The sequence below is a fragment of the Brevibacillus laterosporus DSM 25 genome, from assembly GCF_002706795.1.
GTDB lineage: Bacteria > Bacillota > Bacilli > Brevibacillales > Brevibacillaceae > Brevibacillus_B > Brevibacillus_B laterosporus.
The window spans coordinates 4,832,727-4,846,966 of the sequence record NZ_CP017705.1 but is presented as its reverse complement, the minus strand read 5'-3'; the positions used below and the strand labels follow the sequence as shown (position 1 = coordinate 4,846,966).

Genomic DNA, 14,240 nt, shown 5'->3' with positions numbered 1-14,240 from the left:
TAGGGAGGAACACTCGATATGTTTAAAGCAGTGCGGGTTACAAGTATCGAGATGAAGGAAGAGTTCTGCTCATTAGCTGGCCCTTCTGCAAATCGGATCGATACTTTGAATGAATCGAATGCTGATGCTCACTGGATGATACTAGACAATGAAGGCGTAGCTGCACGTTGTTCCCTATGGTGGTCACACGTACCACCATATCAAGATCATCAAGTAGGTGTGATAGGACACTATGCAGCTCGAAATAGTGCTGCAGCTGTTGAATTACTTCAATTGTCTTCTAGAGAATTAGAAAAAAAGGGGTGTACGATCGCTATTGGTCCAATGGATGGAAGTACTTGGAAAATGCACCGGTTGGTTACGAAAACAAAAGGAGATCTTCCATTCTTCCTTGAGCCGAATACACCAGTGGAATGGGCAGATCATTTTACACAAGATGGCTTTGATCCGCTAGCTCACTACATTTCTCGTATCGTTGATCTCGATCATAGAGATTTGGGGGAAGAGGCGCTGGAGCTTGAGAAAAAACGGTACAAGCAACTGACACAGCATATGAGTGGACTTGGTATTAGTGTCCGTCAGTTGGATTTGACCCGAATGGACGAGGAGTTAAAACGAATCTATGAACTTTCGACACGAGCTTTCCAGCAAAATTTTTTGTACACCGAGATCAGTGAAGATGAGTTCTTAAAACAATACAAAAGGATTGTTCCTTATATTCAACCGGAACTTGTTTTGTTGGCCGAACATGGCGATCGACTGGTTGGCTTTATGTTCACCTTACCAGATGTGATGCAATCCCAATTGGGCAGAACAATCAATCAAGTAATTCTGAAGACGTTGGCCGTTGATCCAAAATATCAAGGGTATAAAATAGGTTCCTTCCTCGTAAAGGCAGTCTACGATTTAGCTCAGAAGCTAGGTTACAAACGTGCCATAAATGCGCTAATGATCGAAAAAAACCGATCAACTAGGTTCAACTCGAATGAAGGATACATCCTTCGCGATTATACCCTATTTGCTAAGAAATTGGAGAGGGAAGCATGAATATCTTTGAAATTGTGAAACCCCATATTCAAAATCGCCCAAATGCGATCGCGATACAGGATATGCCAGAAAGAGAGACCCGTCAACTAACTTTTGCCGACCTGGACAAACGCTCTGCTCAAGTGGCAGGTATTTTTAAAAAACAGGGGTTGAAGGCGGGTGATACGGTTCTACTCTTTTATCCAATGTCGATTGAGTTGTATATAACCTTGGTAGCGGTTTTTAGGCTTGGGTTGATTGCGATGTTCCTTGATCCATCTGCTGGTAAAAATCATATCGAACGATGCTGTACACTGAACCCACCTAAAGCACTGATCGCAAGTCCAAAAGCCCAACTGTTGAGGCTATTATCTCCAGCTATTCGGAAGATTCCACATAAATTTGTAATTGGAAAGAAATTGCCTGGAGCCATTTCTTTGACCACACAAACCAATGCAACACCGTACAGTGATTATCATACATGTTATCATGATACGCCCGCTCTCATCACCTTTACCAGCGGTAGCACCGGAGAGCCAAAGGCTACAGTGCGAACCCATGGGTTTTTAGTTGCGCAATACGAAGTACTTCGGCACAGTCTCGATATGCAATCTGGTGCAATCGATATGACAACGCTACCTATTTTTGCCCTGTGTAATCTCGGTGCTGGAATGATGAGTATTATTCCAAATGGGGATCTACGCCGACCGGGAGCAATTGAACCTGGTCCCGTCATCGCTCAGATCGAGAAATACCATGCCCAGAGAATTGTAGCCTCACCTGCGTTTTTTGAACAGCTGTTGGGGTATTGTGAAAAACATGGCATCGTTCTACCTGAGCTTACATATATCTTCAGTGGTGGTGGACCAGTATTCCCACGGCTCATGTCACGTTTACAAAGGATTGCGCCTAATGCTCGCATAATGGCTGTATATGGCTCAACCGAAGCCGAACCCATTGCAGAAGTAGGTTGGAACGAGATCCATACTTCTGACCTTACATCAATCAAATCAGGAAAAGGTCTTTTAGTAGGAACCCCTGTTCCAGAAATTCAAGTGCGTATTATTCGTCAGCAGTGGGGTAAGCCGATGGGATCTTTTTCTAGCGCCGAATTTGAAAATATCTGCCTGACTCATGAGGAGGCTGGCGAAATTGTTGTTACAGGACCACATGTACTTTCCGGGTATTTGCACGGAAGAGGAGATGATGAGACGAAATTTCGAGTAGATGGTGCAGTCTGGCATCGAACGGGGGATGCTGGGTATTTCGACCAATTGGGAAGACTTTGGCTTTTGGGACGAGTTGCTGCACGTATTCGAGATGAAAGAGGGGTTTTGTACCCGTTTGCTGTGGAAAGTGTCCTGTCGTTTGACGAATCGATTGGGCGTACTGCATTAACCCAATATCGCGGTCGTCGTGTATTAATTGTTGAAAGGAGTAGCAAGAGGTACATGACCGCTGAATTGGCTAAATTGCTAGAATGGGCACAGATCGACTCCATTATCTATATGAATCAGATTCCGGTAGATAAGAGGCACAATGCAAAAATCGATTATAGTCTTTTGAACAAGGCATTGGAACAAGGAAAATTTGAGCAACAAACGATTTCCGTTTGAGGAGGACAATATGACTCTTACACTTCCACCTGGGCCAAACAAACCTCTTTACAATGTGTTCCGTACCCTGAGTAATATCCTAGATTTCGTCAAGGAAAACGCAGACGAGTATGGAGACGTCGTGTACTATCCGTTGCTCAACGAACGTATTTATCAGTTGAACAAGCCGGAGCTCATAGAAGAAGCTTTTATCAAAAAACAGTCAAGTTTTATAAAAAATGAACGACTACAAGCAAAACTTATCAAGAATATATTGGGTGAGGGTTTGTTCACTGCTAACGGAGAGCACTGGTTGCGGAACCGTCGGATGATGGCCCCGGAATTCCACCAGAAGCGGATTGAAAGTTACGGAAAAACCATCATTGAAGTAACTACTCGTTACATCGAGAACTGGAAAGAAGGTGAAAAACGTGAAATTAAAATCGACATGCTCAATTTGGCACTCGACGTCGTAATGAGGACTCTGTTTGGACATAACAATACAATTGACGAAGGCAAACTTATTAAGGCTTTACAGACGATTCTAGGGTATTACTCTAAAGCAGTCATGTTCCCTATACCACTTCCAGGCTATAGTAACTATAAGCGCTGTGCTAAAGAGATGGATGACATGATTTTGCAGTTAATTTCTGCACGAAGATCATCAGGCATTTATGGAGATGACTTGTTAGGTATGCTTCTTTGTGTGCGTGATGAAAATGGAGAAGGACTTGATGATCGTCAAATTCGCGATGAAGTGATGACCTTGATCATTGCAGGTCATGAGACAACGAGTGCAGCGCTGGCGTTTGCTTTTTATCTTCTGTCTGAAAATCCTGATGCAACAGACAAAATGGTAGCTGAAATCCGTGAAGTGCTTCATGGTCGTTTGCCAGACATCCAGGATATACCGAAACTAAAGTATACGGGTATGGTGGTAAATGAGACCTTACGCCTTCTTTCTCCGGCTTATATATTGCTTCGTCAGGCTGCTGAAGACATTGAAATTGGCGAATATATGATTCCGAAGAATTCGATTGTGTTAGTTAGTCAGTATGTAATGCATCGTGATTCCCGTTATTTTGAAGATCCATTGGCATTTCGACCAGAGCGTTGGGCAGATGGTCTTGAGAAAAAATTACCGATGTTTGTTTACTTTCCATTTGGTGGTGGACCACGCATGTGTATTGGTCAGAGATTCGCGATGGCGGAGGCCGTGTTGATTTTAGCGACCATTTTACAACGCTACGAGCTATCAGTGGTTAATCAAGAAAAGTTAGATATAAACACTTCGATAACCTTGTCCCCAAAAGCCTTACAGATGGTTGTAAACAAGCGAATGTAAAATAGTATGATAGAGAGGGGTACGAAGTTTATCCTTTTTTCGAGTCAAAGTATCAACTAACATTGATTTGAAAAGTGGATAAACGAATACTGATGAAGGGTGCCCTAAGGTAAAATAAATAAAAAGTACTGATCTAAGGTTAGAGGTTTAACAAAAGAACAAAAAAAGGTAATCATATAAAAACAGCGTGAAACGAACTCGATTAAAGAGTGGCTTCACGCTATTTTTTTGCTTAGACAAGTATGTACTTATGAAGGTAATATTGAATTGATCTAAAACTAACGGTAACAAGTCAGGATTACGAAGAGGACGGAACTCCTAAAGATAGCTGGACGATCTATACTCAGGTTAAAATTGCTCCGTTGTCACAACCAAATCATACTACACAATCAGATATGTTCTCCTATGCAACTGTTGCAGAAATGGCAAACTATATTGATTCTAAAAGAGGTATACCTGCTTAGACTGGACCTGCTTATGAAACAGAGAAAACGATAGCTCAAAGCGTACACAAAATATAAAAAAGCTATTCCAACAGGAGATGATCTACCTGGGAATAGCTTTTTTACACGTATGTATAGAATTTTCCGTCTACTATAAATATTTTTGTCTTAAACGTAGATGCGGTAGTATTCAATTTAGTCTGACTGATCAAACCATGAATTTTTCAGATTTTCTCATTCTTTTTTGCAGGCTGCTTTGGGGAAAAGATATAAGAAGAAGTAATAAGACCATCAATAAATAGAATGGTTGACCAGATACCACTTGCAGCCTTTACTTGTTTTATACTTGTAAAAGTAGCGATCAGCCACCTTCCTTTATCTAATAAAGAAAGTTCAGATGGCATAACATCTCGGTTTACAACCCAGAGATAAATAAATACAGACAGATGTACAACTGCAAAGAGGATTCCATGTTTGGCGAAACCGATAAGTTCCTTCTTCGTGTGCTCCCAACCATAGAGCTGATTTTCAAGATAAGCAATATCCTCTGGTAGTGTTGGCCATGGTTGACCTTTCCATTTTGCTATTTTTTTTCGAATGAACATGTCAACCTTTCTTGCATCTTGTTTCCCGTATGTAACTGCATATAAAAGGAGGACTGCGATCACAATTTGGTAAATAGAAAATACACCAGTTTGCATGTAATCAATGATACCCAGTCCAATAATCCAAATTTCATTTAACAAAAGGAGGGTAAATGAAATCTTTGAAGCATACGACTTTTGAAGTAAGTAACGAAATAATAAAAAAGAAAGAAATAGTAGCCAAAATGTTATTTCGGCAACAATGAGAAGCCCCCACCTGTTTTCTACGATAAGGTTAGTCATTATCATCACTCCTATACCAAATGATAAACGAATTTATGATTATTTTCAATTTTTATACAATATAGAATCATATGAATTAAAGGGGAATTCAAGATGCAGAGGCTAGTTGAATATCTGCCTTTTTTGCTAGCTGAACCAATTCTTCTTCGCTTTTGACTTGTAATTTAGATGAGTCAAACCCGCCTTTAGAAACTTTTTATAGCCCATTACCCTTTGAACATATATCTCAGATAATGATTGTACGTAATAGCCTTGTTTTGGTTTGCTAACAACAAAACCCTCTGAGACAAGCTGCTGGTAGGCTTGTTCTACAGGCGTGGTACTAATACCAAGTAAATCAGCTAGTTTTCGTATAGAAGGTAATTTTGCTTGTTCATGAGATTGTCCTGAGATGTATTGAATTAAATGTATTTTGGTTTAACGTACGTGCCACATATGTCTACGAAAAGCTAGGCTTTGTTCAGGATGGTATTCAGCGTGACTTTCTTTTTTATGATCATGAATATCATGATTCAACCATAATGAGTGTCTTGGTAAACGAATACCGAGCAAGAAAGCAAAAAAGCAAATAGATTTCGCCTTACGTTTGCCTTTTTGGAAGTTTGATATACTCTAGAAAAAGAAATAGATATATCATACGGGGGAAAAAAAGAATGTCAAAAACGCAACGTTTGATTGAAATCATGATGACAATTAATGCAAAACGAAAATTCACGGCTCGGGAATTGGCTGAGGAATTCAAAGTTTCGTATCGCACGATTTTACGTGACTTGAATGAATTAAGCGTGTTAGGAGTTCCTGTCTATTCAGAGGTAGGAGCAGGCGGTGGCTATTATTTATTACAGGATCGGATGCTCCCGCCTATTTTCTTTAAAGAAACCGAAGCAGTTGCTATGTTTTTTGCTTATCAATCGTTGCAATTTTTTGACTCTCTACCCTTTCAATCAGAAACGAAATCAGCATTAAAAAAGTTTTATCACTATTTACCAGAAGATGTAAAAAAACGAATTGATCAGATGCAAGACCGAATTGTCTTCTGGAATCCTAGGTACGCTCAATCCTCTCTCCATTTAGAAGTTCTATTAGAAGCGGCTATTGACCAATCAATTCTTACCATTCAATACGATGGCAAAAAGGGTATCGCCGAGCGAAGGATTCAACCTATCGGCCTATATAGCTATAATGGATTTTGGTATTGCCCAGCTTATTGTTTTCAACGACAAGCGTATCGATTGTTTCGGGCAGATCGGATTAAATATGTGGAGAAAAGTTCTACTGAATTAGGTGCTTTAAAACAGGCTCACTGGCAAATCGATTGTGAAAAGGAGGGTTCGGTAAAGCATAGCTTAGATAATGAAAAGCTGTTATATGACTCCATCATGGATTGGCTTACATACAGTGAACAGATCGGGAGAAATCTCGTTCCTTTTGTCGTTGAACTGACGAGAGATGGTACACGACAAGCAAAATCAATATTGGATTTGGTACGTGTGGTTGAAGAGCGTACTGATGGGACAGGCTGGATAGATACAAGGATTCCACGTGCTGAAATTCGGTTCTTCGCTGAGCTCGTTTGGAATTTAGGCATAGAGGTGGTGGTCAAGGAGCCGCAAGAACTTATTTCTTATGTGAGGGAGAAGGCTAATAAAATGGTGGAGCATTATCGGTAAAAGCTACTTCCTTAATGTGTTAAACCATGACAGGATTTGTCACTAATAGCTGTTAGAATCGAGAAAGGAAGAATCAAAGAGTATGAGGGGATGAGGAAGCATGTCTAATGTCATGAAGTTACGCGATGAACTATTTCATCAAATGAAAGTGGGTATGAGTAGTACGATTTTACTCCTACAGAAAGTGAAAGAGGAGGATTGGGTGTATAGACCTGCTTCAAACATGCGTACTCTACACGAATTAGCTTGTCATCTAGTAGCAATTCCGGAGGTAGACCTTTTAATCATGCAGGAGAAAGATGAAGATACGATTAGACAGGTTGAACAAAAGTACAACACATTGGATAAGGCGAATTCCTTAACACAAGCCATGGAGCAAGGATATCAACTGTGTACTTCTTATCTGTTATCTATGTCAGAGGATGAGTTTTTAAACAAGAAGACAACACCTTTTTATCATGAGCATGCATCTACTCAGGCCCACTGGTTTACGGAGAGCGTCACGCATATTTTTCACCATCGTTCACAGCTATTTACTTATTTACAATTACGTGGATACGAAGTGAACATGTTTGATCTGTATGTCTAATATTGTTTTGTAATGATTTTAGTAGATGTTTGTAAGGTTCGTTGATGAAGGAGGGATTGATTACAAATATCCTGAACTCATAACGAACTTTTTTATGTGGAGTGGTTTCAAATTTTGAGCCTTTATGAACTCGGGATGATCTAAGCCTATCAATAATAGAGCGATTTATAATTATGTAGTAATCTGTATGAATAATGAAACATAATTGAATGATGGGGAGATGTTACATAAATGAACCAAGCGACAAGAAAAAAAGTCCGTGAGTTAGGAATACTGATTGGGACGTTACCAACTGGAAAGAAAAATTGCATAACGGATGTTAGAGGTGTAAGAGTCGGTCATGTAACTATAGATCGACCTCTAGATGACGGGAAGCAAGACTATGCATGTACCGGTGTTACTGCCATTCTACCTCATGGGGGTAATCTATTTTTGGAAAAAGTGATAGCAGCTAGTTATGTGATCAACGGATTTGGCAAAACTACAGGTCTTGTGCAGGTAAATGAATTAGGAGTGCTGGAATCCCCAATCATGCTCACCAATACGTTTTCGGTACCGGCTGTTACGCAAGGTACCCTACAGGAAATGCTAGGACAAAATCCTGAGATTGGAGATACAACAGGAACGATCAACTTGGTCGTTGGCGAGTGTAATGATGGTTATCTAAATACAATCCGTAGATGTGTTGTTCAACCAGAAGATGCTAGACATGCGATCAAGGTTGCGACTGAAGACCAAGCGGAAGAGGGAGCTATAGGGGCTGGAAAAGGTATGGTTTGCTTTGGATATAAAGGAGGGATAGGCAGTTCTTCGCGGTTCATCCAGGTAGATGGAAAAAACTATACAGTTGGGGTACTCGTGTTAAGTAATTTTGGAAAAAAAGATGAATTTCAAATAGATAAATATAAAGAACATCTAGTAGATGTAGAGCTTCCATCTGAAGCTATTGAACATACGTCGGATGGATCGATCATCATTGTTCTTGCTACAGATGCTCCCGTTAATGAGCGTCAATTGTTGCGGATGGCCAAACGTTGTGCCATTGGACTTGGCAGAACGGGTAGCTATTATGGTCATGGTAGTGGAGATATAGTGATTGCCTTTTCAACCGCGCATAAGATTCCTCATCACAGTGAACACATTGTGGAGAATCGGATTCAGCTACGAGAAGATCATCCAGTGATGAATCAATTATTCACTGCTGCAAGTGATGCGACAGAGGAAGCAATTCTTAACTCACTGTCTAGAGCTGTAACAACGAAGGGACGTAATGGTAGAGTGGTTGAAGGATATTCATTCTCATAGTCAAGGTGAGCAATGGGGACAGAAATCATGAGATACTGGGTTTCGTTTGACATGAAACCAAAAGGTGTCATATAATCATAAAGCGAAACCAAAAGGTGTCGTATTAACTGGTTATCTATTTGTCTCCTTGTGACTAGTAATTCGGGATAGTTTGGCACGAATGGAACAAAATAAGACATTATGTGGAAGCCCTTCGTCTTATGAGAAAAAACGGTTATAGTCATCTTTACAATTTCGTGTCGACTGATAGCATGTAAATAATTGATTGTTGGAGGGAAACAGATGGGAACAAATCATTCAAACAAGATTCCAGATATTCGCCAAACGATAGTTTGTAACGCATCAATTGAAAGAGTATGGGATGCTGTTGCTACTTCAGAAGGAATTACCGCGTGGTTTATGCCTAATGATTTTAAGCCGATCGAAGGCTATGAGTTCCAATTGAATGCGGGTCCTTTTGGCATGTCTCCTTGTAAAGTAGTGGAGCTTGAACCGCCTAATCGTCTTTCCTTTACATGGGGAAAAGATTGGACCGTTACTTTTGAACTAACTAAATTAGAGGATGACAAAACCGAATTTACGCTGATCCACAGTGGTTGGGACCCAGATACAATCACAGAGTTCGGTGAAACACATATGGTGGTACGAGACAGAATGGCAAATGGTTGGGTTGGTTTACTGAAAGCATTAAGCACTCACGTCGAGGCTTAATATGAGTGTACCAGCTCATAAGTATGATGTGTTTCAAGCAATTTCTGATCCAACGCGACGGCAGCTATTAGAATTGTTAGGTGATGAAGAGCTGTCTGTCACTGCAATCAGTAGCCATTTCCCCATAACCCGAACGGCTGTTTCTAAACATTTACGCATTTTGACAGAAGCTGGGTTACTCACAGAAACAAAAGTGGGACGTGAAACAAGGTATCGACTTCAAGCAGATCCGTTACTTGAATTAAAGAAGTGGCTCGAATACTATGAACGATTTTGGGAAAATAAATTGTCTGCATTGAAGCGTTATGTGGAAGCAGATAAATGAGTTGTTGGTAAGGAAACAGGTCGCTAAAAAGTGGCCTGTTTTTATGTTTCTACATAGCTTTGCACTAAAGTTTTATAAGTGATGAAAGGATGATTTATAGATGTTGATCGAGCACATAAATTAGCAGACAAAGAGACTCACAATTATAAAAAAACAAGCGAAAGCAGAAAAATTCTTATAATTACAGGACGTGAGTAATTAAAGGGAACGTACGTTCTTGTGAGGGGAAAACAGCATTTTTCTAGCTTTTTGATAAGTGCTTTAATGGTTCCAAAGAGAAAAAATGTAATTTAATAATTTTATTTCCAATGATTTGAGCGAAAATACTCATTTTGTTCTATTGTAAAAATGGTAAAATAAAACATTTTTTATATTCCGTGAATTTGCTGTAAGCAACCATAAATAACGCGAAAAGCCAATAGCTATAAGCTTAGAGGGAGTTAGTATGTCTGGATTGAGGAGTAGGAGTTAACAGATGATTATCAATAGGAACAAATGTTCCTGTACCGAGAAATTCGCCATTATAAAGAAAAAAGCAAACTTATTGTCTCGTTTATCTTGTGAAAATAAAATCATGAATCTTATGGTTGAAGGTAAAAATCTGTAGCACTAAGCAACCAAGGAGAAGACGGTATCTACATTCACAAGCAAGGCTTATTAGGACAACAGCTTCTTTATATTGGTACCTATTCTATTTGTCTGAAAAGTTGAATTTATTTCTTAATTGGTGTAGAATTCTATCAATTGATAGTTTTAACTATCAAAATTATGAACTGATGAAAGGAAAAGAGGGATGTAAACGATGAATAATGCCAAATCAGCAACAAAGGAAGCAAGGCTTCATGCCATTTTGGATGCTGCTACGGAATTACTAGTCGAAAGGCCGACAGCATCTTTGAATGAAATTGCCGACTACGCCAGTATTGGCATTGCCACCCTACACCGATACGTCGAAAATAGGGAACAGCTGATGCTACAACTGGGGTTAAGAGCTTCTCAGGTGGTAAGAGAGACGATAAGCCGAATCCCATTAGACGAGGAAAAAATCGAATTCTATATTACAGAATTAGTTGAGGCGCTGATTCCGCTAGGGGATAAGATCTATTTTCTTGCTCATGAGTCTACGCTATATTACAGTCAAGAGATGATTGTGGCCGAGGAAAAGGTAAAAGAACCTGTACGGCATACAATCCAGTTATTGCAGCGCAAAGGGTATCTCCGTCAGGATATGAATAGCGAATGGATTTTGAATGTTCTGTACTCTCTTCTTTTTATGACCTGGCAGCAGGTTCAAGAAGGTAACATTGCCAAAAAATCGGCTGCGGCACTTCTTTTAGATACGCTATACCACGGTTTTAAAGCAGGGAAATAATAAGCAGGCTTGATGATGCATAGCAAGGCAACTAAACTTTCTCATGAATTTATCTGAAAGGATGTTTGTAATGAGAGAAGTAGGATATATTCCGCAACCCAAAACGTATGGTCCGCTTGGTAATCTACCCTTAATAGACAAAGATAAACCGACCCTCTCGCTTTGTAAACTTGCAGAAGAGTTTGGTCCGATATATCGATTAACACTCCCTGGCAATTCTAGTTTAGTTGTTTCTGGGCATGAACTAGTGGCTGAGATTTGTGACGAGTCGCGTTTCTTTAAAAATATTACAGGTGATTTGGAAAATGTACGTGCCTTTGGTGGAGATGGATTATTTACAAGTAGGACTGACGAGCCAAATTGGCAAAAGGCTCATAATATCCTTCTTCCTACTTTTAGCCAACAAGCAATGAAAGGATACCATTCCATGATGGTGGACATTGCCTTGCAGCTGATTCAAAAATGGGCGCGTCTTAATCCTAATGAAAGTATTGATGTACCAGGCGACATGACCCGGCTTACATTGGATACTATTGGATTATGCGGTTTCAATTATCGCTTTAACAGTTTTTACAGAGAAACACATAGCCCTTTTATTGTCAGTATGGTCCGCGCTCTTGAGGAGGCTATGCATCAAAGTGGAAGATTGAAGATTCAAAACATGCTTATGGTGGGAACAAAACGTCAGTTTACCTACGATATTCAAACGATGTTTTCATTAGTAGACAAAATAATCGAGGAGCGAAAAGCGAATGGCGATCAAGGTGAAATCGATTTGCTCTCACGCATGCTCAACGGGAAGGACCCGCAAACAGGAGAGACGCTGGATGATAAAAATATACGGTATCAAATCATCACGTTTTTAATTGCAGGGCATGAAACAACAAGCGGTTTATTGTCATTTGCTCTCTATTTTTTGTTAAAAAATCCAGAGGCACGAAAAAAAGCGTATCAGGAAGTGGATAAGGTATTAACCAGCTCATCTCCTTCGTATCAGCAAGTCCTACAGCTTACATACATTCGTATGATTTTGCAGGAATCGTTACGTTTATGGCCAACAGCCCCCGGATTTGAACTTACCGCTAAAGAAGATACGATCATTGGAGGGAAGTATCCAATAAAAAAAGGAGAAGTTATTGCATTACTCTTGCCCCAGCTTCATCGAGATAAAGATGCATGGGGAGATGATGCTGATGAATTCCGTCCCGAGCGGTTTGAAGATCCTGATAAAGTTCCTCATCATGCCTATAAACCTTTTGGAAATGGGCAGCGAGCTTGCATTGGGATGCAATTTGCACTTCATGAGGCAACTTTAGTACTGGGAATGATCCTCCAGCATTTTGAATTCATTGATCATACGAACTATCAGTTGAACATCCAGCAAACGTTAACGCTAAAACCAGACGAATTTCAAATATGTGTTAAACGGCGAAATAAACAAAAGCTAGACCAAGCTATTGAAGAGAATGAAGTAGGAGATACAAACACGAAAGGGACAACAAGGCGCTGGGATCAGATGAAAAAATCCATATCAAAGGTCGACCATGCATCTTTGCTGGTGCTTTATGGATCTAATCTAGGTACAGCAGAACGTACCGCACGAGAGCTTTCCAGTATCGCGGGTTTACTCGGTGTCAGTAGTGAGATTGCACCACTTGATGATTGGCTAGGGAAATTACCGAAGGAAGGGGCCGTACTCATCGTTACCGCTTCTTATAATGGAAAGCCTCCGAATAATGCACGTAAGTTCGTACAATGGTTGGAGGGAGCAGAGGAAGGTGAACTTCAAGGTGTTAATTATGTAGTTTTCGGATGTGGGGACCGCAATTGGGCAAATACTTATCAAAACGTCCCAAGATTTATCGATGAGCAGCTTACTTTAAAGGGAGCTAGGAGACTCTCGTCGCGTGGTGAAGCTGACACCAGCGGAGACTTCGAAAATCAACTAGAAGAATGGCAGGAACGTATGTGGCCTGACATCATGAAGGCTTTTACGCTACAAGGAAACAATGAGGAAAAAGACCGAGACACCCTTACCATTCAGTTTGTCAACGACTTGTTAGATGTTCCACTCGCTCTAGAGTACGATGCTGTCTACGCATATGTAAAAGAGAACCGTGAGCTTGAGAGGGCTGATTGTGGGCTGAGTACTCGACATGTAGAAATCACTCTACCAGATGGGCTTACCTATCAGGAAGGTGATTATATTGGTGTATTACCGAGAAATAGTAAAGAAAATGTCAATCGAATTCTGCGACGCTTTGGATTGAACGGGAACGATCACTTGATTTTGAAGGCAAGCGGACGAAACACAACGCATCTTCCACTGGATCGGCCAGTGAGTCTTCATGATTTGCTCAGTCAAAATGTAGAAGTACAGGCAATCGCCACTCGTGAACAGTTACGTGAGCTTGCAGCTTACACGGTTTGTCCTCCACATAAACGTGAATTAGAGGAGTTGTTAGATGAGGCTATCTACGAAGAGCAGATAGGAAAGAAAGGCATTTCGATGCTAGAACTACTTGAAAAATATGAAGCTTGCGAGATGCCTTTCGAAAGGTTTTTGGAGCTGTTACCCCCTCTTAAGCCTAGATATTATGCGATATCGAGTTCTCCTAGAATCAATCCCCATCAGGCTAGTATTACGGTAGGAGCTGGAGCTGGTTCTGCTGTTAGTGAATGTGGAGAACATCCCGGAATTGACTATAACTACTTGGCTGATTTCAACTACCCGAAGGACTAACAACACCGATTATTATAGTGGTCTTTGGGTTAGGAGTGTAGTCTTTTCGAGGCTTTTTACAGACACATGTGGACAAAAATTCTGAACGTTGATTACCTCTTCTAGTAGTCATATTCAAAACGGGAGAGAAACCTAACTAACTATGCTATTCAACAAATAATAACAATACATATACACACAAAAACCAGTCCAATACGTTATCATTGTGCGTTTGACTGGTTTTTTGTGT

The 14,240-nt window shown here is 40.3% G+C and carries 12 protein-coding genes; 10 read left to right on the top strand and 2 right to left on the bottom strand.

Annotated elements, in window-relative coordinates:
• Positions 1-18 precede the first annotated feature (18 nt).
• The 3 genes from BrL25_RS22705 to BrL25_RS22695 are packed head-to-tail and all read left to right on the top strand — an operon-like array spanning position 19 to position 3,966.
• Positions 19-1,047, top strand: a complete 1,029-nt coding sequence (locus BrL25_RS22705; protein ID WP_018672874.1) for a GNAT family N-acetyltransferase — start codon at positions 19-21, stop codon at positions 1,045-1,047.
• Positions 1,044-2,642 carry an AMP-binding protein gene (locus BrL25_RS22700; RefSeq protein WP_018672875.1) on the top strand — a complete coding sequence of 533 codons (1,599 nt, stop codon included), beginning with the start codon at positions 1,044-1,046 and terminating at the stop codon, positions 2,640-2,642. Before BrL25_RS22705 ends, BrL25_RS22700 begins: the two co-directional genes overlap by 4 nt.
• 10 nt (positions 2,643-2,652) lie before the next feature.
• Positions 2,653-3,966, top strand: a complete 1,314-nt coding sequence (locus BrL25_RS22695) for a cytochrome P450 (protein ID WP_018672876.1) — start codon at positions 2,653-2,655, stop codon at positions 3,964-3,966.
• 667 nt (positions 3,967-4,633) lie between these two features.
• Here the strand turns inward: BrL25_RS22695 and BrL25_RS22690 are convergent.
• Positions 4,634-5,296, bottom strand: coding sequence for a hypothetical protein (locus BrL25_RS22690; protein WP_018672877.1), 663 nt, complete (start codon positions 5,294-5,296; stop codon positions 4,634-4,636).
• A 126-nt stretch (positions 5,297-5,422) separates the two neighbouring features.
• Positions 5,423-5,650 (bottom strand): GntR family transcriptional regulator, encoded by a 228-nt coding sequence (locus tag BrL25_RS26420; RefSeq protein WP_335639140.1) that lies wholly within the window; start codon positions 5,648-5,650, stop codon positions 5,423-5,425.
• Between the two features lie 299 nt (positions 5,651-5,949).
• Here BrL25_RS26420 and BrL25_RS22675 point away from each other — a divergent pair, with 299 nt between their 5' ends.
• The 7 genes from BrL25_RS22675 (at position 5,950) to BrL25_RS22645 (ending at position 14,011) form a co-directional block, all read left to right on the top strand.
• On the top strand, positions 5,950-6,966 hold the full coding sequence (locus tag BrL25_RS22675; protein WP_018672879.1) for a helix-turn-helix transcriptional regulator: 1,017 nt from the start codon (positions 5,950-5,952) through the stop codon (positions 6,964-6,966).
• Between the two features lie 100 nt (positions 6,967-7,066).
• Positions 7,067-7,555 (top strand): DinB family protein, encoded by a 489-nt coding sequence (locus tag BrL25_RS22670; protein ID WP_018672880.1) that lies wholly within the window; start codon positions 7,067-7,069, stop codon positions 7,553-7,555.
• A 231-nt stretch (positions 7,556-7,786) separates the two neighbouring features.
• Positions 7,787-8,860: a DmpA family aminopeptidase gene (locus BrL25_RS22665; RefSeq protein WP_018672881.1), complete on the top strand. Its 1,074-nt coding sequence runs from the start codon at positions 7,787-7,789 to the stop codon at positions 8,858-8,860.
• Positions 8,861-9,142: 282 nt separating this feature from the next.
• Positions 9,143-9,571, top strand: coding sequence for an SRPBCC family protein (locus BrL25_RS22660; RefSeq protein ID WP_018672882.1), 429 nt, complete (start codon positions 9,143-9,145; stop codon positions 9,569-9,571).
• 1 nt (position 9,572) lies between these two features.
• The gene (locus BrL25_RS22655; RefSeq protein WP_018672883.1) at positions 9,573-9,896 is read left to right on the top strand and encodes an ArsR/SmtB family transcription factor; all 324 of its coding nucleotides are present in this window, start codon (positions 9,573-9,575) and stop codon (positions 9,894-9,896) included.
• An 802-nt stretch (positions 9,897-10,698) separates the two neighbouring features.
• A complete protein-coding gene (locus tag BrL25_RS22650) occupies positions 10,699-11,268 on the top strand; it encodes a TetR/AcrR family transcriptional regulator (protein WP_018672885.1) in 570 nt (189 codons plus the stop codon).
• A 70-nt stretch (positions 11,269-11,338) separates the two neighbouring features.
• Entirely contained in the window at positions 11,339-14,011 is a 2,673-nt protein-coding gene (locus BrL25_RS22645; RefSeq protein ID WP_018672886.1) for a cytochrome P450, read from the top strand.
• Positions 14,012-14,240 lie beyond the last annotated feature (229 nt).

Coding starts and splice junctions, on each gene's coding strand:
- BrL25_RS22705 (WP_018672874.1), top strand. CDS start 19: ATGTTTAAAGCAGTGCGGGTTACAAGTATCGAGATGAAGGAAGAGTTC.
- BrL25_RS22700 (WP_018672875.1), top strand. CDS start 1,044: ATGAATATCTTTGAAATTGTGAAACCCCATATTCAAAATCGCCCAAAT.
- BrL25_RS22695 (WP_018672876.1), top strand. CDS start 2,653: ATGACTCTTACACTTCCACCTGGGCCAAACAAACCTCTTTACAATGTG.
- BrL25_RS22690 (WP_018672877.1), bottom strand. CDS start 5,296: ATGACTAACCTTATCGTAGAAAACAGGTGGGGGCTTCTCATTGTTGCC.
- BrL25_RS22675 (WP_018672879.1), top strand. CDS start 5,950: ATGTCAAAAACGCAACGTTTGATTGAAATCATGATGACAATTAATGCA.
- BrL25_RS22670 (WP_018672880.1), top strand. CDS start 7,067: ATGTCTAATGTCATGAAGTTACGCGATGAACTATTTCATCAAATGAAA.
- BrL25_RS22665 (WP_018672881.1), top strand. CDS start 7,787: ATGAACCAAGCGACAAGAAAAAAAGTCCGTGAGTTAGGAATACTGATT.
- BrL25_RS22660 (WP_018672882.1), top strand. CDS start 9,143: ATGGGAACAAATCATTCAAACAAGATTCCAGATATTCGCCAAACGATA.
- BrL25_RS22655 (WP_018672883.1), top strand. CDS start 9,573: ATGAGTGTACCAGCTCATAAGTATGATGTGTTTCAAGCAATTTCTGAT.
- BrL25_RS22650 (WP_018672885.1), top strand. CDS start 10,699: ATGAATAATGCCAAATCAGCAACAAAGGAAGCAAGGCTTCATGCCATT.
- BrL25_RS22645 (WP_018672886.1), top strand. CDS start 11,339: ATGAGAGAAGTAGGATATATTCCGCAACCCAAAACGTATGGTCCGCTT.